The organism is Anabaena sp. CCY 9910 (assembly GCF_963920875.1).
Classification (GTDB): Bacteria; Cyanobacteriota; Cyanobacteriia; order Cyanobacteriales; family Nostocaceae; genus Trichormus; species Trichormus variabilis.
The window spans coordinates 73,388-93,409 of sequence record NZ_CAWUDJ010000028.1 but is presented as its reverse complement, the minus strand read 5'-3'; the positions used below and the strand labels follow the sequence as shown (position 1 = coordinate 93,409).

The following is a 20,022-nucleotide window of genomic DNA, read 5'->3' as shown; positions in this document are numbered from 1 at the left end:
AAGGGCTATGAAGCTTATACAGCAAGCACTTTAGGTTGCTTGTCGCCCCTTGAAGCCAAATTGTTTTCATGGTTGTCGCCAATTGATCAAAGTGGTACTGAATGTTCAGCAATAGAGATTGCTATTTTTTGTTGTTACATTTCTTTATACTCTTTTACTGATTATTTTCATAGAGGCTTTTGTAATTTATCTAGGTACAAAGTGTTGAGCGATCTTTGGCGGAAAATCTCATAAAGCGCCATTCCTGCGGCAACTGAGGCATTCAGACTAGGGGTCTTACCCATCAGGGGAATTGATACCAAAACATCACATGAGCGCTGAGTTAACATACTCAAGCCTTCGCCTTCCGAGCCGATGACCAAAACAATGGGTCCCCGGAAACTGACTGTGTGCAGAGGTTCGCTACCTCCAGCAGCAGTTCCATAAATCCAGAAGCCCGCCTCTTTTAAATCTTCTAAAGCCCTGCTGAGATTAACTACCCTTGCTACAGGAAAATTTTCTAAAGCCCCTGCTGCTACTTTCACAACTGTAGAGGTGATCCCGGATGCTCTTCTTTGGGGAATAACCAAGCCTTGAGCGCCAATTGCTTCGGCTGTCCGAATAATTGCCCCTAAATTATGGGGATCGGTGATGCCATCAGCGACGATAATAACGGGATCGGTGACAGACTTAGCTTGGGCAATTAGTTCATAAAACTCAATATATGAGTAGGGGGCGATCTGTGCAGCTATGCCTTGGTGATTAGCTTGGTCAGTGATTTGGTCTAAGCGTTTGGGTTCTACTTCGTCTATAACCGCGCCATTTTCCTTGGCTTGGAGAATCAAATTATGAAACCGGGGATCGTAACGCAGTCGAGGAGTTACCCAGATGCGGTTGAGTCCACGTTGATTTTCCAGCGCACTCAGTACTGGATGACGACCATAAATAATGTCGCTTTCGTTCTCTTCTTTGACTTTGGGAATAGGTGCTGCATCAGAAAATTGACGGCGTGGACGCGGAGGCCGTGAGCTGCTGTTAGAGCTAGTAGGATTGCTCTCTCCATTTCTGTGACTACGAATAGGATTAGCTATGACACGCTTACCCTTGAGTTTTACTGGTTGTCCGCGATTTGCTTCGCTGGTAGTCTTGATTTTTTTAGGTTTGTTAGTCATAAAATTTTGGCGTATGGCGCATGGGTAGACAGTCCGATTCCTGTATGTACTGAACCTAAACTTAAAAAGCTTCCGATCGCTGAGATTGAGTAGTTAAATTATTCTTCTTTCTCTAGATGGATTTTCTGTAACAGTTCGGTTAAACGTGGGAAATCGGTGATATAAAGGTAGCCTATTAAAGCTTCAAGACTTGTGGCTTGTTGATATATTTTGGGATCAACTCGTTTGGGACGACCTGCGGCAGCATTACGGCCTCGGCGGACAATTTCTAATTCACTTGCCCTCAGGTAAGGAGTCAGCGATCGCAAATGTAGCGCCTGTGTTTCTGCTCTTACTTGTGCTACTACTAAACGATGGTAAGCATCTGATCGCTGTAGTGGTAGCAGGTAAAACATTCTAACATAAAGTTCATAAATTGCATCCCCTACATAAGCCAAAGCCGCAGGAGAAATCTGCTGCAATTGTGTCTGGGAGATATTTTGAATTAATGGCGCAGTGGTTGCCAAGAGTGATTGATTCCAAGATGAATCTGGCTTAAGGTCTTCACCTTGTTTATCTAGTAACTCTTCCTCCTGGGACTTCACAAATTCATCATTCCTTCACGGGGTAATATTAAAAAGCAAAGATAAAAAATTTTAGATGCCTAGTTTTGGCAGTTTTTTAATTTCAAAAGGTATCTATAATTGCCTTTATACTTTACTACATTTATAAGGCATCTATCAAAAGGCTGAGATTCTACTACGCCATGTTGCTACACCTAGCTGAATTCAGTGCGATAAAAATCATTTCCTAATATATCTTTTTATTGGTTAGTTTGCTATAGCTAAAGATAGCTGTTGACGGCTGACGGTTGTCTGTTGACAGACTTGAAAGCCTTGTATAAAAAAATCTAAATACCATACGGCTACTCTGCGGGAACGCCTTTGGCGAACGCGGTAGCGTTCCGCAGGAAAGGCTTCTCTACGAGACGCTACCCTGTAGCTTGCTTCCTCGAAGAAGTACGCCAACAAAACTTCACCCCTAGTGAGCGATCGCGTAGCGTCTCATCAGAGCAAAAATCCTTATTTCTCAGGGTAGGTAAAAAACTCAATGCCAAGTCTCTCAAGCCTGAAAACTCATGCAAAGAAGCAAGCTAAGGCAGTACAATCGGCGTTTTATACCACACCTGTGGCTGCATTCACCTCCCACGAGATCGACCCTCCCAGGTGTCTAGCTGTATTTAATTTTGAATTTTGAATTTTGAATTTTGAATTGATTCATCGTTGGCTTTTTTACCTCTCCCAGACAGAGAGAGGTTTTTCGCCAACCTTTCTATAAATTAAGCTATGCCGAAAAATATCGGATAGCTTAATCTCTCTATGAGGTCAAGCACCCTTGATGTTTTCTACAGCTGCGTCAACTGTGGATTGCAGTGAGAGAAACTTCTCTAAGCGAACGAGCTTGACAGTTTGAGTAACGCGTGCATTGGTGACAATTTGCAAGGTTCCTTCGGCCGTTTGAGCTTGCTTGGCTAGCTGCACCAGAGCGCCCAAGCCGGAACTGTCAACAAAGTCAATTTGCGAAAGATCCAGAATAATATGCTTTGGGCCTTCATCAATTTTGCCGCCAAGTACCTTGCGAAACGTCGGCTCAGAAAAGGCATCTAACAGACCTGTGAGGCGGAATAGCTGATAGTTATCGCGGACTTCACGAGTACCTCTCAGGCTTACGGTTAGATTTAGTGGTTCAGCAATAATTCCCTCCTCGTCGTTAAAGTGAACGCTCAAGTATAGATGGTTTTTGGGCGTGTTGTCTACAACCTACTGGGGTATGGGGATCGGGTACTGGGTATTGGGTATTGGGTGTTAGATAAATTTCTTTTCCCTTGTTCCCGGTTCCTCTGTATTTCCTTGTCTCCAATCCCCAATCCCTTTTTAACTCACTTCTGCTGTAGTGGCTTGTTTTGTTGTCCGCATTTGATGAACAAACTGAGCAAACAAGTAATCAGCATCGTGAGGGCCAGGGCTGGCTTCTGGGTGGTACTGCACTGAGAAGATAGGTAGAGATTTGTGGCGCAGACCGGCAACAGTGCGATCGTTTAAATTGAGGTGGCTGATTTCCACAACTGCCTCAGGTAAAGAATCTGGGTCAATGGCAAAGCTGTGGTTTTGGCTGGTGATTTCTACCCGTTGTTGTAAACCTGCTGGTTGATTTAAACCCCGATGTCCAAATTTCAGCTTAAAGGTTTCTGCTCCCAGGGCGTGACCCAAAATTTGGTGTCCCATACAAATACCGAAAATGGGTTTTTCACTTTGGAGCAATGCTTTGGCTGTGGTAATACCTTCTGTAACTGCCGAGGGGTCGCCAGGGCCGTTCGAGAGGAAAATACCATCTGGATTGTATTTGAGGATTTCTTCTGGTGATGTATCGGCAGGTACAACAATGACTCGGCAACCATAACTGGCTAAACGACGTAATATATTGCGTTTAACACCAAAATCTAGGGCGACAACTGTCAAGGATTCCCCATTATTTACTGTACCCTCTGGGTTAAATTCCCAAACTGCTGTTGTAGGATCTGACCATTCGTAAACTGTAGAGGTGGTAACTTCCCGGACTAGATTTAAACCTGCCATGTTGGGAGCTGCTTGTACCTGTTCTAACAACTCCGCTTCATCCAAAATTTCTGTGGAGATGCCGCCGTTCATGGCTCCGTACATCCGAATTTTGCGAGTGAGGGCGCGGGTATCTATACCAAAAATACCGGGGATTTGGTGCTGTTTGAGGTAGTCGGGTAAGGATTGTGCCGATCGCCAGTTACTCGGTTTATGACAAATATTTCGGGCGATCGCACCCCGCACTTGGGGACGTGCTGATTCTTCGTCTTCAGGATTAACGCCTGTATTCCCCAATTCGGGATAGGTAAACACGACAATCTGTCCGCAGTAACTAGGGTCAGTCAATACTTCTTGATAGCCAGTCATACCGGTGTTGAAGACGACTTCGCCAATGGTGGTTCCCGTCGCACCGAAAGACCAACCACGGTAAGCAGTTCCATCTGCCAAGACAAGGAGAGCAGGTATTGCGTCAGACAGGGGCATAAGCGATGAATTAGGATGGGGACTGGGGAGATTGGGGATTGGGGACTGAGAATTGGAGAAATTTTTTTCTCCGTTGCTTTGTGATCGTTGAGATTTTTTCAGTCGTTAGTCCCTAATACCCACACTGCGAGTGTTAATTATCCCATGAGTTTGTGAATTACACGTTCGCCAGGAAATTAATTAAAACTTAAAATCAAGATAGCTCTATTTGGGAGGGGGATAAGGGTATGGGGGTGCAGGGGAACCAGTTGCGTTGTCGGGTCTCCCGACTTGTACCGCTAAAGCGGAACCCGCAGGGTGCAAACTGGCGTGTGTAAAAGAAAAATATCTGATTCATAATTCCCTAGTCCCCACATTTGGATGCCTTCGCTGGAACAGGTAAGATTAAAATTAATTATGCTTCAGCCCTTTTTATCTCGCGCAGTCCTGATTTGTTTGTCTAGTATGATCGCCTTTTTAAGTGTTGCTTGTAGCGGAGGCAAACAAAAAACGGCTATTCTTCGTAATCAACAATCTGTGGTGACAGAGGATTTACCAGTACCAGTTGCTGATGAACCACAAGTAGCACCAAATATTCCGGAGTCAACAGATTTGCCACCATCGCCTATGGAGCCGAGTTCCTTTGAGATGGGGTTAGATAAGGCGGCTGGTGCTGTGAGTATTAGTCAATCGGCACAATCACCTGATGATTGGTATTTGGTGGCGAGTCAGTTCCATGATGCGATCGCTCTGATGAAAAAAGTTGAAAAGCAAAGTCCTGAGTTTGCGATCGCTCAAACTAAAATTTCTGAGTATCAACGTCAGATGAAGTACGCTGTACGCCAAGCTAATACTGTCGCCCGACCATTGCCTACAAGACCGACTCCCAGGGTAGTGGCAGCTACGCCCCAACAATCTAGCTCACCCCAGTTTGTTATCCCTGTCCCACCGCCTGGAAGCGCAAAACTGTCAACAGAACAAGTAGATTTTCCGATATCCACAGCACTGACCTCGGAACAAGATGTTTTTGTCGCCCCAATTAAACGACGAATTGGGGGTACACCAATTGTGACGGTGACTTTTAACGGTCAGCAACAATTTGACATGATTGTGGATACTGGAGCCAGTGGTACTGTCATCACTCAACAGATGGCAAATGCTTTGAGAGTTGTTACTGTGGGTAAGGCCAAGGCTAACACCGCTAGTTCTAAGGGTGTAGAGTTTCCCATTGGTTATGTAGATTCGATGGCAGTGGGAGGGGTGATAGTAAATAGAGTACCAGTAGCGATCGCTGGGGCGGAACTCGAAACCGGGCTTTTAGGACATGACTTTTTTGGCAATTATGATGTCACTATTAAGCGCAATGTCGTAGAATTTCGCCGCCAATCGCACTCAGAAGCTAACTCTTCAGAAAGTGTACCAATTGTTCCAATTTTGCCCAAGCAGTACCAGTCTGTAGGATCTCCTTAGCTACACTCACACCTTTGGCATGGTCTAATAATGGGACTGCACCCGCCACCTGTAGCGCCAAAGCCGCGTTTAAAGCTACAGCGTCTTGTTGTGCTTGGGTTCCTTGTCCTTGCAATACAGCTTTGAGAATCTCCGCATTTTCTTGTACATTTCCACCCCGGAGTGCGCCAATAGGAGCAGGTGTCACACCCACTTCCTGGGGATTGATCGTAGTTAACTGTAGCTTACCATCAGATAATACCGCTAAGTCAGTTAAATCACCCAACCCAGCCTCATCCAGCCTTTCTCGTCCATGTAAGACGATCGCCTTTTGCTTACCCAAATTATCTAAAGCTTGGGCAACAGTTGTCAAAAGTTTGGGAGTAAATAACCCCACCACTTGTCCAGTGGGACGCAAAGGATTGACCAACGGCCCCAGCAAATTAAACACCGTGCGGATTCTTAAAGTCCGTCGCAAAGTAGCCACCGCTTTTAATGCAGGATGCCAACCGGGAGCAAACAAAAATGTGATCCCGACTTCTTGCAGTGCAGCTTGTACTTTTTCACTAGAAGCACCCAAGTTAACGCCCAAAGCTTCTAAAACATCAGCACTACCCGTCAAACTCGAAGCCGAACGATTACCATGCTTGGCAACAGGTACACCATAAGCAGCCGCCACAAACGCCACAGCAGTAGAAATGTTAAAAGTTGATGACCCATCGCCACCAGTACCACAAGTATCGATTATGGGGAATTGGTAATTGGTAATGGGTAATTGGGAAGAATTTTCCCCAGTCCCCATTTTCGATTGAGATTGTAGTACTTCAGCCATACCAGTCAACTCATCGGCAGAAACGCCTTTAAAATTGAGTGCTGTTAAGATTGCTCCTGATAACTCTGGAGGTACGGCTTCACTAAGCCAACCTTGCATCAATTCAGCAGCTTGCGATCGACTTAAAGATTCACCATCTATTAATTGTTGCAGTAGAAGATACCAACTAGTAGAAAATTCTTGGGTAGGGATTGGGGAAGTTGTCATAACTCAAGTTTGTGTACGTTGAGAGGCATGGCAGTTATCCTACCGAAAAATTGACTGTCGTCAAAGCGAGGTTGAAATATTAAGTTCTAACTGTAAATTCTGTTAATTTTTTGCCATTTTATGGGAATTATGTTTGATTTCATAGTTGCTAATAAATAACTCTTGTCCCTTGGCAGCACCGCTTTGTTTATAGTTATTCATGCCATATTGCAACTCCCATTCGTATATATAAGCAGATGAAAAATTAGCTCGGATTTCCGGTGAATTGTCGTAGGTAATTAGCCAACGATGAGGACATTGTTGCAATAACTCAGCAAATCGCTGATGTTCAAATGATGTATGTAAATTACCATCTTTACCATATAATCTAGATTTTGTAGCACTAAAATATGGCGGATCTAAGAATATAAATATATCATTCTGTTCACGATTCAATAGTTGACTGTAGTCTAAATTAGTAATCTTTATATCTTCAGTTAGTATATTTTCTAATTTCTCTAATCGTTCTATTGAAGAGTAAGTAAACCTTTTTTGAAAAGCTTGTTGGGAGAAACCACCTGATTCTACAGTACCAGAGAAGGTAATTCTGTTGAGGATAAAAAATCTTACTGCTCTGTCGAAGTCAGACAGACTAGTAACATCGACTGTGGTTAATTCCAAAAACAGTGATTTACCATCTTGATATCTATCTTTAACTCGGCGTATTTCTTGCACTAGCTCAGGTAAATTAGATTGGGCTAATCTCCAGAATAGAAATAATTCAGTATTTAAATCATTAATCCAAATTTTTAACTTAGGAAACTTTTGCTTTAAGTAAATAAATACAGAACCACCACCTACAAATGGTTCCCGATATTCATGAAAGCTTGCAGGTAGGTATTCAATTATTTGCTTTATAGCTTTTGATTTACCGCCTGGATATCGGAGTGGGCTTTTGAGCATAAATTGACAAAATATAAATCTTTATTCTAATCGCAGCATATATCAGCGTTTATTGGCGTTGAATTATTAATTTGTTTAGCTATTGATGATAAGCAAGCTAATATCTAATAATATTTCTGGAATACTGCTGAAAATTACTACCAAGATTATAACCATGTCCCGTTCTGCACCTTATCAGCCTTTGTTGTTAAAGATTCTTCATGGTGTGAGTGGAATTTTAGCGATCGCCGCCATCATTACAGGTTTTTTAGTTTACAATACTTTCGATGGTAGATTTGGCAAGTTGCCCATCCCCCGCATCGGGGAAAGTATAGACATTCACGGCACATTTGCAGTCTTTTTCTTCTTTGTGTTCCCGGCGTTAGCCCTCTATAGCTTTCATGCAGGAAACCGCAAGTTATTACAACAAGATTCTTTACAAAACTTAACTCAATTTGGTAGACCAATTTGGTGGGTGAGCTTACAAAGAATTGCCAACACACTTATGTTGATTGCGGCGGTTTTAGCTGTTTTGTCTGGCAGAATGATGAAAGAAGAATGGCTTCCTACAGGAGAGTTAAATCATGCTTGGTACTACCTGCATTTAATTGGTTGGCTTGTCATTGTTGCCTGTTTAGCAATTCACATTTTAATGTCTAGTAAAGTGGGTGGTGTGCCGTTATTACTTTCCATATTTTCTTGGCAGGTACGCCCAGAAGATAGCCCGACAAAATGGTCTGGTCGTTTGCAAAATTGGTTGAGTAATTTATCAGCTAATTTTAGCGATGAAATTAATAATTTCGTGCAGAATAATTTCCCTTTGAGGGTAATTGAAATAATTGTGCTAGTGGGAATTTTTGCCGCGCTAGTTTTACCGTTATTTTTCTCTGGTGAGTAGTGAGTACTTAATCAGGATATGCAGAAATATTCAAAATAGTATAAGTCTAGAAAAGCGATGCTCGACGGTCGGTCGTAGAGCATCGCTGCAATATTTAAAAACCGATTGGTGAGATAAAGGCTTTATGGCAACTGTTGACAACTCGTTTTTCATACTGAAGCTTTTTGCAATACTAGGCTGCGGGCTGATGGCTGGAGTCTTCTTCGCTTTCTCCACCTTCGTCATGAATGCTCTTGCCAGACTTCAACCCACGCAGGGCATTGCCGCTATGCAGTCCATTAATATTACAGTGATTAACCCATTGTTTATGACAGCGTTTCTGGGAACAGGCGTGGCGTGCATGATTCTTTTAATTTCTTTACTGTTAAACAGGCATCAACCCAGTGCTGTCTATTTGCTTGCTGGTAGTCTACTCTATATTTTTGGTACATTCGGCGTGACCATCATATTTAATGTACCGCTAAACAAAGCGCTGGCGATCGCCAATCCAGATAGCACTGATGGGGTGAAACTTTGGACTAGCTACCTGACTAACTGGACATTCTGGAACCACATTCGCACAGCCGCAGCACTTGCAGCATCAGCATTGCTCACCATCGCACTCCGCTATTGAGATAGGGGATAGGGGAGTGAGAAGCCATTATTTCTTAATTTTGTAGCGCAAGCCTTTCCTGCGGAACGCTACCGCGTTCGCCAAAGGCGTTCTCGCAGAGTACCCGTAGGATATTTTGAATTGATTCCCCCTACCTGTTCTACCTTGACGAACGAAAGATAACACGACCAGGGATTTCCTCTTGATTAATCCGTGCATAGACTCGCAAACAAGTTAAAACTTCCCCAGGAATACCACCACAGTCGAGTTGTAAATCATCTTTAGAAAAAGCACAAATATCAGCGTAAATTCCTGTTAGCTGGCGAATCCGCACGTCATAACCTGCATTTATGGCTCTATCCGCTACTTTTTTTAGGGCGCGTCTTGATTCTTGCTGTAGTTTGCCCCACCAGGAATAACGCTCAGATGGTGGGACAAATACTAAAGAATTGATTGCTTCATCCATGTCAATCCAAGCGCGTAGAGTTAACAAGGGTTCGGCAATTTCCTCGGCTTTTCTTGTGCGTTGAAAGCGATCTATAAAGGTATCTATATATTGATTTTGTTGCTCTGGCTGAGAATGTAAAGGAATAACATCGAAACTAAAAACGCTTTTTAGGGCATGATGTAAATCTGGTTCTATCTCTATAAATTTACTCCATAAAAGTAAGAAGCTAGCTAATAAATGTATTTCCTCTGAGGCATCATTTTGAATAATATTATTGTGAAAAAATGCTTTTTGTGATAAACATAAACCTTGAGCATTGATGCTACCACTCAAGCCAGGGTAAATAATTTCATTGCGGATGAAAGGCAGGTGGTAGACATATTCATTATTTGCTACTGCGCCCATTTCTTGGGCCCAATCTAGAGCTTTTTGTCGCCAAATTTGAGCCAAACCTTCAGGAACTCGTAATAATTTGCGGTGAATTTCGTTCCATAAATCGGCATCTGTATAACTTTGTAACAAAGAATCTCCCAGATATAAACCGAGTTCTGAGTCAGAATCAAAAGCCTCTCGCAGGGAATTTAGCTTGAATTCATCTGGTGGCTGGATGATAGCTATAGCCTGTTGTTCTGGCTGTAGAAGATGGCGCAGTTCTTGCAGCACTTCATCACATACCTTTGCGCCTGGGTCTTGCGGAAATTCTGCTTGGGCTTTTTTCAGGGAAGCTTCTATTCCATGCAGGCTAAACCGCAATAGCCGGGCTAATTCTGAGTTTTTCGTTGTTAGTAGCTGATGTAGGTGCTGCATTATTATTTCCTTTTTTTATCTCACGCACAGACGCAGAGAGAAATTTTGTATAACTCTCCGCTTACCTCCCTTCTCTTCGAGAGGCTACGCCAACGGGTTCACCAGTCGTCTACGGAGGGAAACCCTCCTACAACGCTGGTTCACCGCGCTTACCTCCGCGTCCCTCTGCGTTTAATGTATTCCACAAAAAGGGTCACGTTCCTTATCCACCTCATTAGGTTGCAAATCCAATTCAGCACAGTAAACACAGCCTTCCTGTTGGAGACATTCTGCGCTTGTGGATTCCCAGTAAGGTACATCACCAGCGTGGATGCGTAAAATTCCTCGATTGTCAAGGGTTACGCGGTATTGGCAAGGATAGTCTGTGTTGACATCTGGTTTGCGGAGTGCGCCTATACGTATCCATTTTTTGGTGTTGGTTGCGGTATCGGTTTGGTAAACATAAAAAGTGTGTTGTCCGGTTTGGGGGAAGGGGGGAAGGGGGTTACTAATTAAGCCTGCGCCTGGTTGGGGTGAACCATCGTGGAGATAATGGAAGGTTTGCAGGGATTTGTGGTTATTTCTGTCTATTTCAAAGACTAAATGATAAGCATCTGGTTGATCTACAGTGGCTGATTCAATTACATTGACGGCAATATCACCATCATTTAAATCTTTATCTGGACGTTCAACGGCGATGTTCCACTTCAAATTACCGCCAGTAAATAGGGTGGATGTATTGGATACGGCTGAGATAGCTGAATTGACATCAATACCAGGAACATCAATCAGATAATGGGGGTTTCCTTGACACAGGAGGACGTTAAATTGTAGGGTTTGGTCTATCTCAAACTGGACTTTGATTTTTCGCAGAAATTCCCCTTCCTCCATTGCTAATTTTTCCATGAGGTTTTTGCCGTCGAAGCTACCCCACAGGCGTAAGTCTCCGTCTTCGTAGTCTTGGCGGTAAATGATGTTGGTTAACTGTATCCCTTGCCATTCTGTACGGACTTTGGCGACGTTTTCCCCTGGTGTGAGTTGGTATAGTTCTTGTCCAGCTTTGAATACTGTTAATAGGTCGTTGCTTTGGGTTTTGCGTTTGAAGTTGCAAGGAAGGTAATAAAAGAGGTTTTTGACATCTATTTCTAATTGGTTAGCGCCTTTACGTAGCAGACCTTTGGATTCTTCGGGGTCAAATCTTAATCTCCGCAGTTTCTCGGCGTAGCAAGCACCGGCGGAGGTGGCTAGTTTGGTATATTCCAAAACAAAGGTGATGCGTTCGGGATTCCAGACGAAATGGGGAGAGTTGCTAAATTCTTGGTAGATTTGGCGCTGTACTAGGTCGAGATTGCAAGTTTTACCGGAGAGAATTAACCAATCAACTTTATGGGTGTTCCAGGGGTCTATATTGTTATCTTCGGAACGTAAACGGCTTTCCATCAAGCCTTTAGCTATCCCTATAGCTTCTTTAATGGCTGAGGCGGCGGTGCGTTCAAATTGTTGGTTGTCTAAGGTGACGTGGAGAGTATCTAATTCTTTGACTTGGAATTTGATGGCGCTTTGGGTAAGTAGTTCTGCTATCTGTTGTTCAGACAGGGTAAAGGTGAGGGGAGAACCATCATCGTGTGTTTTCTGCCCTAATTTGAGTTTGGCTGCTTCTGCATGATCCCATAAAGTATAGAAGGTTTGCAGGCGTTGGGGTGCTTGTTGCCAACGGGTGGGAATGACTTTCTCGGCTGTATCTAAGGCATCTTTATAAGCAGCGTCACCTTCAGGATTTTCTTTATCTAAACATTTTAGTAAACTGCCGCTTTTGAATTTGCCTTTTTCTAAGAAGCGTTCGTTTAATTCCGAGCTAATTAAATCTTCTAGTTTGTCGCTTTCGATTTTACCAAGGCTAATTGCTGTGAGTAAAGTATCAGCGATCGCCACTTTTAACAACCGATACACGCGCAAGGTAATTAACTCGCCACCCAGTTGTAAATGTCCAGAGGAACCCAACAGTTTTGGGGTGAGTTTATAGTAACGTCCCCCTAAGCCTCTATCTTCATTACTACTAAAGAATGGGGTTTTATCTTCTAGGGTGAGTTCAATTAAAGCTAAGTCTGTGGTTCCACCACCGATATCTAAAACGAGAACGTTTTGTGACCATTTATTTTTCTCTTGACGGCAACGAGTTTTAAAGGACTCAATACCAATGTTGAGATTACCACCAAACTCACGCCATAAAAAGAAGATAGCTACAGATACCGCTTCATCATAGGCGGTTTGTACATCATCGATGCCTAATTGTTCAACTAATTCTTTGACTTCTTTCCGCACTACTGGCGGCGCAACTGTGGGGTAGGTGACAACTGCGGTTAAAAATTCCCCGTCGGAAAATCTACGTCTAGCGCGTTGGCGATAATCTTCGGTTAAATCAATTAAATGTGACCAAGCGGCTTGTACAAGTTGGTTAACATTTATGGTTTCTTCTGCACCATCTAAAATGATTGAGAAATCACGCTGTTGTCCAAAATAACGTTTGGGTGAATGGTGAAATCTGCTGATAATTTCCTTTAGAGAACTGCTAGTTCCTTGAGCGATCGCCTTTTTGCGATTGTCTCTTGCTTCCCTACCCATGCGAATATTTAAATCTGTCAAACTGGAGATTTCTAACTCGCTGGGGATTTCTGTATCTCGACGGTCGATATCTAAAACTACGGGAATGAGATTTTGTGATTCTAAGGTAGGTACGCGAAAAACTTCATGGTAGATATTATATAATTTTCTGCTAATAGCGTGACGAAATCTATCACTATTTCCTAAACATAATTCTATTTGGCGAATCGCTTCTAAAAATCTGTCTCTATTATCTGTTTGAAAAACTTCATGTAAGTTACTAGGTGTAACTTCTAAATTTTTACTAATATCGATGATAAACTTCTCCCATTCACCAGCGCTTGCTTCTGGTAAAGCCATAGCAGCCGGAGAACTTAACCATTGTGATAGGCGATCGCGTAATCTTAATTCTTGTTCTCTCGGTAAAACTTCGGCAATTGGCACTTCAATGGGGTCAAAAAGTGTCACCGTAGAATTGGATGTGCCGAAGTCTAAAGCAAACCAGCCAGGGAATCTTTTGCGTTGTTTAACATCAGGTTGTTTTTCATAATTATTACGTATTTCTTGGGGGTTGTCTGGTTGTGTTGTTGGTTTCATAGGTAGTGACCACAGATGACAATAAGCTGCTATTTTTTTGCGTGCAGATAGCAGGGGATTTCCGGATAAATCAGAATCGAAATATTCAACAATTACTTGTAAATTACAGTTGATGGCTTGTGTTAAAGTTTGCTCTAGTTTACAAGGATATTGTTCTAATTGCCCAATTTGCGAAATTTTTGGCGTAGCAGATTCAAATTGTCTATAGGATTTTTCTATTTTTAATGCCAATTCATTTGATGCGCCCTTTACAGTGCAGGTTATGCGGGAAATATGGGGGACGTTGTTCCCAGTACCAATTAATTGAACGGTGGGAAGTTCCAGATATTTTTTTTCATTAACCCGCATCTGAAAGCGTGGTGCAAGCTGAATTTTTACAGGCATTTTTTCGGTTTCCTATGCAGTCGTAATTAGTGGAGGCTACTAATTACTAATTACTGATATTTGACTGCTAAATCGGCAATTTCCGAGAGATTTTGTAACCAAGCTGGAACTGCACCAGAAGATTGGGTATCACCAGCAGCAATAAACCTCAGCAAGCCATCTTTTTTGGATATATTTTGTAAGGTGGGAATAATTTGATCTAAAATTCCATCTAATTCGGCATTGACTCTTTGATTCACTTCACTAACATATTGCACCAGATGTAAGCTAGCACTAGCAGTAATTTCATCGCGGAGTCGTAACACAAACATTTGATGATTGCTGGACTTAGATAAAGTTTGTGATTTTTCCGGCGACCAATCAAAAATTTGACCAATATCATGTTTTTCATCCTGACGCGCCAGAGGAAACATAATTTCTGGAGTGAGGAATTTTTCTTGATGATTAATTTCTGATATGATTGCTGCCTGCCATTGGGTCGGGTCACTACCTAACAACAATTGGTAAAATAAATCAGCTTCTTCCCCACCAAATTTAGCTTCAATCTCTTGTTCTATTTCGGGGTTGAGGAGTGCTTGCAAACGTTCCCGTTCTGGGGCGATTTGTTGGGATAATTTACTTAGTAAGTCTACTACTGCTTGGCGGATGCGATCGCGCGCAAATTCTTCTACTTCTTTGACAGTCTTTTCGAAGGCTGGATAAAAATCATCACTCTTGGTAGGGATACTGGTATTGGTTCTATTTCCTCTGTCAAATAACTTCCCGGCTGCACCCTTCGATTCTGTAATGGTGATTGTGCCATTATTCGCTTTGTTAAATAACAAAGTCCAATGATTCCAACTCAAAACCCTAAAGGTCAATTCATCTTTCACCACATCACTAACCACAGTTCCCCGACGGTCTTTGAGTGGTTCTTTACCTAAATCTTTTTGAAAGTTGCGATAAGTTTTATCTAAATTTTCTAACGCAGTCCGCAAATCAATTAAAGCCTGACTATCGCCTGTGGGGATGCCTTGCTCATGAATTTCGGCGATGATACCTTTGAGGTTATCCTGTTGTTGCCGCAAATTATCGGCGGCGCGGCTAGTATCCTCATACAGTTGCTTAAGTCCGTGAGTCGCAACGTGATTCTGCATCAATTCCCGTAGCTTGGCGATACCCCCGTCTTGAGCAAAGTAACCTAACTTACGACTTAAATGACTGCGTGGATCTGATTCTAGCAGGCGATCGCTCAAATATCCCCACTTTTGCTGCAACTGTTTTGACCTCTCCAAGTAATTGGGATAGTCCAAGTTAGCCAAAAACTCTGGCGAACCCGCTTTGATAGTACTGGAACGCTTGGCTAGTTCCGCCAATCCCAACAGAGGGGAGAGTAAAGCAATGCGGTCTTTGTTAGTAGTGAATGCACTTGCGCCGTCGATGGTGGTTTGTAAAACCCGTAGTTGCTGTAAAACTTTATCGGCTGTTAAATGCGGCGTTCGACTCTCATCAATTAATTGGTCGAGTAGTCTTTCCCCGCCTTCACTTTCCAACGGTAACTGGTCAAATCGCCCCACACCCACGAGAATCAAATCCTTCAGGTCTTGTCCTGGGCGCTGCTGCTGCATCATCGTGAAAATTTTATTGGCGCGATCGCTCCCTGGCGATTTACCATTAAGTAATACCAAAATTGTCTGGACTTCTGCCAATTCCCGCAATGACAAGAAGGTATCCCTAGCACCAGAGTTAGCCGCCCCCAAACCTGGAAAATCCAAAAGAGTAAATTCGGAAACATCTGTAATATCCCAAATTTCCCTAGAGATTTTCACATCAATATCTACACGGCGAATTAAAGGGAAACTATTCTGTAATAACTTAGTGGCTAACTTTTGCGGTGGACTCGGTAAACGAATATGGGCTGGTGGTAAATCTTCAAAGCTAAGAGTTTGGATAGCCAAAGGCTGTTCCGCTAATTGCAAACCTTCACGGGCGGAATCAGGGTCAATTTCGTAACGTCCACCGCACAAGGCCTCACCGTAGGAACTATAGGCGCGGATAAACAGCACCAACTCCCGCAAAATATAACGCAACTCTAAATTATTACTACTCTTCCAACTGGCTTCACACCAACCGAGAATTTCTTTCCCAGAACTGAGTTTTGCTGGTTGCATTGCTGGAAGTCCGGCGGCTATTGTCCGGCGGTTAGCTTCTCCTAACATGAAGCGTAAGCACTCATTTACCCCCTCGCGAGTCAGATACTCAACCGTGAAATTACCTACCTGGGTAGTAGTAAAGCCTGGATGGGGGATGAGATGAATCGCGGTGACGTTTCCTGTAGTGGGATTTTCGCTGATGGGTAAAGCATCTGCATAGCCAATGAGGCTACCCAACAGGAGAGTTTTACCACTACTAAATTCTCCCATCACCCCAATTTTTACAGGCGATGTAGCCAGTTCTACAGTTTTTTGGGCAGCTTCCCGTAGACGTAAAAGACAATCATCCAGACTAGCAGGAACCCAATCTTCTTGTTGGGAGGGAGATTGAGGAACAAAATCTAATTTTTGCAGAATAAGTTCGCCGTACTCTTTAAAACGTCCCAATTTTTCTGGCTCCATAGAGCAGCTTTCCGCTAAGATAAATTTCTGTGAGTTTTATAACACAAAAAAAATCTTTTCACTTTCCTATTTGCCATCTTATTGATTAGTTGCTTTGGCGTGGTTAAACCAAGGTGTGATTTACTCACACGAGGATGTAGAAGGATGTGGAGAGTTTAATTTTTGGAAAAAAGAGATATGGGTAATTTTTAGTACATTTCGGTAACGTGGGTTGTTGACCAAATAACTTTTTTTATAAATTGATAATTGGGACTAGGAATTTATAAAACCAAGATGAATTTTTGAATATTCAATTTAAATAATTCTTGATTGATATACGTGATATAGAAAATCACAGCAATATTAATTTACAACAAGTCAGTATTTTCACTATCAATTAACTATAAAAATACTCTTTATATCTTTACGGCTTTTCCGTGAAATCCTTTTTAGAATTATCTAAATAAGGTTGAGGAAATCGCCTGACTTGTGGCATGACTCCAATAGATAAGTGGGATTTATAGGAAGTGAGATCATCAAATAATCAAGTTGCCAAACTACCAGTTCATCAGACAACAGCGCCTCTGCAAATTGGAGAATCTGGAAAAAAATACTTCAACTTCAAAGTTAATTTAGAAACCGAAAACAATTTATATCAAGTTATAGAAAATTTTCATAAAATTATTATTGTATTCACGAGTGATGGTCATGTTTGCTACACTTCACCTAATGTCACAGAAATCTTAGGGTATGAAGTAATAGAACTGGAAGGTAAATCTTTCGCTTCTTTTGTCCACAATGATGATGTGCGACTATTTACTGATTATGTATCCACAGTTGCCAAATCTGGCAACAAGCACCAGCCGCTAGAATACCGGATAAAAGCCAAAGATGGTAGCTGGCGATGGCAGGAAATTAGCACATCTGCCTTTAAAGATGAAAATGGTAATGTTGTGTATTTTGTTGGCATTACTCACGATATAACCGACCGCAAACTTACAGAAGCGGCGCTAGCAGAAAGAATCTTGTTAGCTAACTTTCGGACAGCAATTGATAATGTTTTTTCTCAAAATCATACATTACAACAGTTAATGCGTGGCTGTGCGGAGACTATGGTGACACATCTCAATGCAGCTTTTGCCCGCATCTGGACACTAAATAAACAAAATAACATCCTCGAATTGCAAGTTAGTTCGGGGATGTATACCCACATCGATGGCCCCCATCGATTTGTACCAGTCGGTAAATTCAAAATAGGGTTAATCGCTGAAGAAGCCAAACCCCATCTCACCAACTCTGTACAAACCGACCCCCGTGTAGGGAATAAAGAGTGGGCAAAACAAGAGGGAATGATTGCCTTTGCTGGCTATCCCTTGATTGTGGAAGGAGAGATATTAGGGGTCATCGCCATGTTCTCTCGCCAAGTACTGAGCGAATCTACCTTTGAAGCTTTGAGAATTACAGCTCATGAAGTTGCTATCGGCATTAAGCGCAAGCAGATTGAAGAAGAACTGAGAAAATCCGAAGCTAAATACCGAGAAATTGCCCAAGCGTCCCAAGAAAAAGCCCAAAAATTAGAAGCAGCTTTATGGGAACTCCAACAAACCCAGGCACAATTAATTCAAACGGAGAAAATGTCCAGTTTAGGACAGTTAGTCGCGGGTGTTGCCCATGAGATTAATAATCCCGTGAATTTTATCTACGGTAATATCACCCATACCCGTGAATATATAGAGGATTTGCTTTACTTGGTAAAACTCTATCAAAGTCACTACAACCCGGTAGCACCAGAAATCCTAGACCATATCTACGGGATGGATTTAGAGTTTATTTCTCAAGATTTGCCCAAAGTCCTCAATTCAATGCACATGGGAGCAGAACGTATTCGACAGATAGTCCTCTCTTTGCGTAACTTTTCTCGCCTAGACGAAGATGGCATGAAAGCAGTAGATATTCATGAAGGTATCGATAATACATTGCTATTATTGCAAAATCGTCTGAAAGCTAAACCAGGCTGTAGTGAGATTCAAGTAATTAAAGAGTACGGCAACCTACCGAATATCTTATGTCACGCCGGACAACTCAATCAAGTATTTATGAATTTACTGACTAATGCAATTGACGCTTTGGAAGAGTCTGTTGCCAGTAGTCAGTTGTCAGTGGTGAATGGTAAAACAACTAACAATCCCCGAATTCTGATTCGGACTGAACTTACCACCGAAAATCAGGTGATGATCAGCATTGCTGATAACGGGATGGGAATGGCAGAGAAAGTTCGTAGCCAGCTATTTGACCCTTTCTTTACCACTAAACCCATAGGTAAAGGCACTGGTATGGGACTATCAATTAGTTACCAAATTGTGGTGAAAAACCATCAGGGACAGTTACAGTGTATCTCTGCGCCAGGAAAGGGGGCTGAGTTTATCATTACAATTCCAATGGGTAATGGGTGATGCCCACGTAAACTTTGATATGGTGGGCAATGCCCACCCTACTCAGATGTTTTTCCAGTCCTTAATACCCAATCTTCTAGCGTCGTCTGGAACCGAAACCAGTTGAACGGCGGGCGGGAGAACGTCCGCTACCAAAACTACTACCGCTAGGGCTGCGTCTGGTGGTACTTGATCTGCCAGAAGGTCTTAGGGTACTACCGCCAAAACCAGAACCAGAAGGACGGTTTGTGGTGGTACGTGGGGCTGTGCGGACAGTGGAACTGGGAGACCTTCTAATGGTGCCAGTGGTACGGAAAGCTGTCCGATTTCTAACTGCTGCGGGTGGCGCATTGTAACGGCTGCGGTAGCTGGATACTGCTTGGTCGTAACTATTACCATATCCGCCAAACCCGCTAATTACTCCACCTGGTTGATAGACGGGGGGAACATAGTACTGGGGTCTAAACAAGGCATTACCGATCGCCTGACCTGCTATACTACCAGCGACAGAACCAGCAAAGGGGGCCCAAAAGCCATTTTCTCGGCGAACTACGACTGTTTCTTGCTGTCCAGTTTGGGGATTAGTTTTATTCTCGGTAACGTTGTGGACGTACTCAATTTTAAAATCTTCTGTCAAATATAAAACTGGTTGTCCATTGTCAACCTTGAGATAACTTTTCTTACCTTCTTTGATTTCATCATCAGTCAGCCTTGCCATTTGCAAGTTTTCTGTGGCAAAGGTTGGGGGTGTACTGTTGAGTAAAAATAAAGTGTATTCCCCGGTCGCATCATCATAAGTGGCTTGTTGTACTTGATACTGACCGTCATTGAGTTTAGTAGTTGCAGAAGTTTGGTTAACATTCCGACTTGTAGAGTTAGTTTGTTCTCCTCCTCCACAAGCAACGGTTGTCAGACACAAACTGACTGCTAAAAAAATTACTGTTACTTTACGTAGTATGGTCATGATCATGGCATTGTCATCTTATTTTCGAGCTTAACAAGTTCTTTGATGGGTTGTAGGTACGGACAACCACACAAATACAGGACTTACGCACACAGGTTGTCTGTTGATACTGGGTGTAAGGGTATAGA

General features: G+C 42.7%; 15 protein-coding genes. 5 read left to right on the top strand and 10 right to left on the bottom strand.

All coding sequences use genetic code 11. The features are described 5' to 3' along the window. Window positions 1–167: 167 nt before the first annotated feature. The gene (gene rlmB / locus ACM5QX_RS19660) at window positions 168–1,151 is read right to left on the bottom strand and encodes a 23S rRNA (guanosine(2251)-2'-O)-methyltransferase RlmB (protein ID WP_414755035.1); all 984 of its coding nucleotides are present in this window, start codon (window positions 1,149–1,151) and stop codon (window positions 168–170) included. A 98-nt stretch (window positions 1,152–1,249) separates the two neighbouring features. Then, window positions 1,250–1,735: a Mini-ribonuclease 3 gene (locus ACM5QX_RS19655; RefSeq protein ID WP_414755034.1), complete on the bottom strand. Its 486-nt coding sequence runs from the start codon at window positions 1,733–1,735 to the stop codon at window positions 1,250–1,252. Window positions 1,736–2,074: 339 nt separating this feature from the next. On the opposite strand from ACM5QX_RS19655, the gene ACM5QX_RS19650 reads away from it, so the two are divergent. After that, window positions 2,075–2,287 carry a hypothetical protein gene (locus ACM5QX_RS19650; RefSeq protein ID WP_414755032.1) on the top strand — a complete coding sequence of 71 codons (213 nt, stop codon included), beginning with the start codon at window positions 2,075–2,077 and terminating at the stop codon, window positions 2,285–2,287. Between the two features lie 228 nt (window positions 2,288–2,515). Here the strand turns inward: ACM5QX_RS19650 and ACM5QX_RS19645 are convergent, their stop codons facing one another. After that, window positions 2,516–2,917 carry an STAS domain-containing protein gene (locus ACM5QX_RS19645; protein WP_011321086.1) on the bottom strand — a complete coding sequence of 134 codons (402 nt, stop codon included), beginning with the start codon at window positions 2,915–2,917 and terminating at the stop codon, window positions 2,516–2,518. 147 nt (window positions 2,918–3,064) lie between these two features. Continuing rightward, entirely contained in the window at window positions 3,065–4,231 is a 1,167-nt protein-coding gene (gene carA / locus ACM5QX_RS19640; protein WP_414755031.1) for a glutamine-hydrolyzing carbamoyl-phosphate synthase small subunit, read from the bottom strand. A gap of 396 nt (window positions 4,232–4,627) precedes the next feature. Between carA and ACM5QX_RS19635 the strand changes: the two genes are divergently transcribed. Further along, window positions 4,628–5,680: a TIGR02281 family clan AA aspartic protease gene (locus tag ACM5QX_RS19635; protein ID WP_414755030.1), complete on the top strand. Its 1,053-nt coding sequence runs from the start codon at window positions 4,628–4,630 to the stop codon at window positions 5,678–5,680. On the opposite strand, the gene trpD is transcribed toward ACM5QX_RS19635, so the two are convergent. Then, complete coding sequence (gene trpD / locus ACM5QX_RS19630) at window positions 5,610–6,698, bottom strand: anthranilate phosphoribosyltransferase (protein WP_414755029.1); 1,089 nt, start codon at window positions 6,696–6,698, stop codon at window positions 5,610–5,612. The genes ACM5QX_RS19635 and trpD overlap by 71 nt on opposite strands. A gap of 102 nt (window positions 6,699–6,800) precedes the next feature. After that, on the bottom strand, window positions 6,801–7,640 hold the full coding sequence (locus ACM5QX_RS19625) for a DNA adenine methylase (RefSeq protein WP_414755028.1): 840 nt from the start codon (window positions 7,638–7,640) through the stop codon (window positions 6,801–6,803). 154 nt (window positions 7,641–7,794) lie between these two features. On the opposite strand from ACM5QX_RS19625, the gene ACM5QX_RS19620 reads away from it, so the two are divergent. Both ACM5QX_RS19620 and ACM5QX_RS19615 read left to right on the top strand, forming a co-directional pair. Continuing rightward, the gene (locus ACM5QX_RS19620; protein WP_414755027.1) at window positions 7,795–8,517 is read left to right on the top strand and encodes a cytochrome b/b6 domain-containing protein; all 723 of its coding nucleotides are present in this window, start codon (window positions 7,795–7,797) and stop codon (window positions 8,515–8,517) included. A gap of 187 nt (window positions 8,518–8,704) precedes the next feature. Beyond that, entirely contained in the window at window positions 8,705–9,130 is a 426-nt protein-coding gene (locus ACM5QX_RS19615) for a DUF1772 domain-containing protein (RefSeq protein WP_414755026.1), read from the top strand. Between the two features lie 139 nt (window positions 9,131–9,269). Here ACM5QX_RS19615 and ACM5QX_RS19610 read toward each other — a convergent pair whose 3' ends face one another. The 3 genes from ACM5QX_RS19610 to ACM5QX_RS19600 form a co-directional block, all read right to left on the bottom strand. Beyond that, complete coding sequence (locus ACM5QX_RS19610) at window positions 9,270–10,364, bottom strand: hypothetical protein (RefSeq protein WP_414755025.1); 1,095 nt, start codon at window positions 10,362–10,364, stop codon at window positions 9,270–9,272. A gap of 171 nt (window positions 10,365–10,535) precedes the next feature. Then, complete coding sequence (locus ACM5QX_RS19605; protein ID WP_414755024.1) at window positions 10,536–13,925, bottom strand: molecular chaperone; 3,390 nt, start codon at window positions 13,923–13,925, stop codon at window positions 10,536–10,538. 50 nt (window positions 13,926–13,975) lie between these two features. After that, complete coding sequence (locus tag ACM5QX_RS19600) at window positions 13,976–16,519, bottom strand: proteasome protein (RefSeq protein WP_414755023.1); 2,544 nt, start codon at window positions 16,517–16,519, stop codon at window positions 13,976–13,978. Window positions 16,520–17,025: 506 nt separating this feature from the next. Between ACM5QX_RS19600 and ACM5QX_RS19595 the strand changes: the two genes are divergently transcribed. Further along, the gene (locus tag ACM5QX_RS19595) at window positions 17,026–18,951 is read left to right on the top strand and encodes a PAS domain S-box protein (RefSeq protein WP_414755022.1); all 1,926 of its coding nucleotides are present in this window, start codon (window positions 17,026–17,028) and stop codon (window positions 18,949–18,951) included. Window positions 18,952–19,027: 76 nt separating this feature from the next. Here the strand turns inward: ACM5QX_RS19595 and ACM5QX_RS19590 are convergent, their stop codons facing one another. After that, window positions 19,028–19,900, bottom strand: a complete 873-nt coding sequence (locus ACM5QX_RS19590; protein ID WP_414755021.1) for a hypothetical protein — start codon at window positions 19,898–19,900, stop codon at window positions 19,028–19,030. Window positions 19,901–20,022 lie beyond the last annotated feature (122 nt).

Coding starts and splice junctions, on each gene's coding strand:
- rlmB (WP_414755035.1), bottom strand. CDS start 1,151: ATGACTAACAAACCTAAAAAAATCAAGACTACCAGCGAAGCAAATCGC.
- carA (WP_414755031.1), bottom strand. CDS start 4,231: ATGCCCCTGTCTGACGCAATACCTGCTCTCCTTGTCTTGGCAGATGGA.
- ACM5QX_RS19635 (WP_414755030.1), top strand. CDS start 4,628: ATGCTTCAGCCCTTTTTATCTCGCGCAGTCCTGATTTGTTTGTCTAGT.
- trpD (WP_414755029.1), bottom strand. CDS start 6,698: ATGACAACTTCCCCAATCCCTACCCAAGAATTTTCTACTAGTTGGTAT.
- ACM5QX_RS19625 (WP_414755028.1), bottom strand. CDS start 7,640: ATGCTCAAAAGCCCACTCCGATATCCAGGCGGTAAATCAAAAGCTATA.
- ACM5QX_RS19620 (WP_414755027.1), top strand. CDS start 7,795: ATGTCCCGTTCTGCACCTTATCAGCCTTTGTTGTTAAAGATTCTTCAT.
- ACM5QX_RS19615 (WP_414755026.1), top strand. CDS start 8,705: ATGGCTGGAGTCTTCTTCGCTTTCTCCACCTTCGTCATGAATGCTCTT.
- ACM5QX_RS19610 (WP_414755025.1), bottom strand. CDS start 10,364: ATGCAGCACCTACATCAGCTACTAACAACGAAAAACTCAGAATTAGCC.
- ACM5QX_RS19605 (WP_414755024.1), bottom strand. CDS start 13,925: ATGCCTGTAAAAATTCAGCTTGCACCACGCTTTCAGATGCGGGTTAAT.
- ACM5QX_RS19600 (WP_414755023.1), bottom strand. CDS start 16,519: ATGGAGCCAGAAAAATTGGGACGTTTTAAAGAGTACGGCGAACTTATT.
- ACM5QX_RS19590 (WP_414755021.1), bottom strand. CDS start 19,900: ATGATCATGACCATACTACGTAAAGTAACAGTAATTTTTTTAGCAGTC.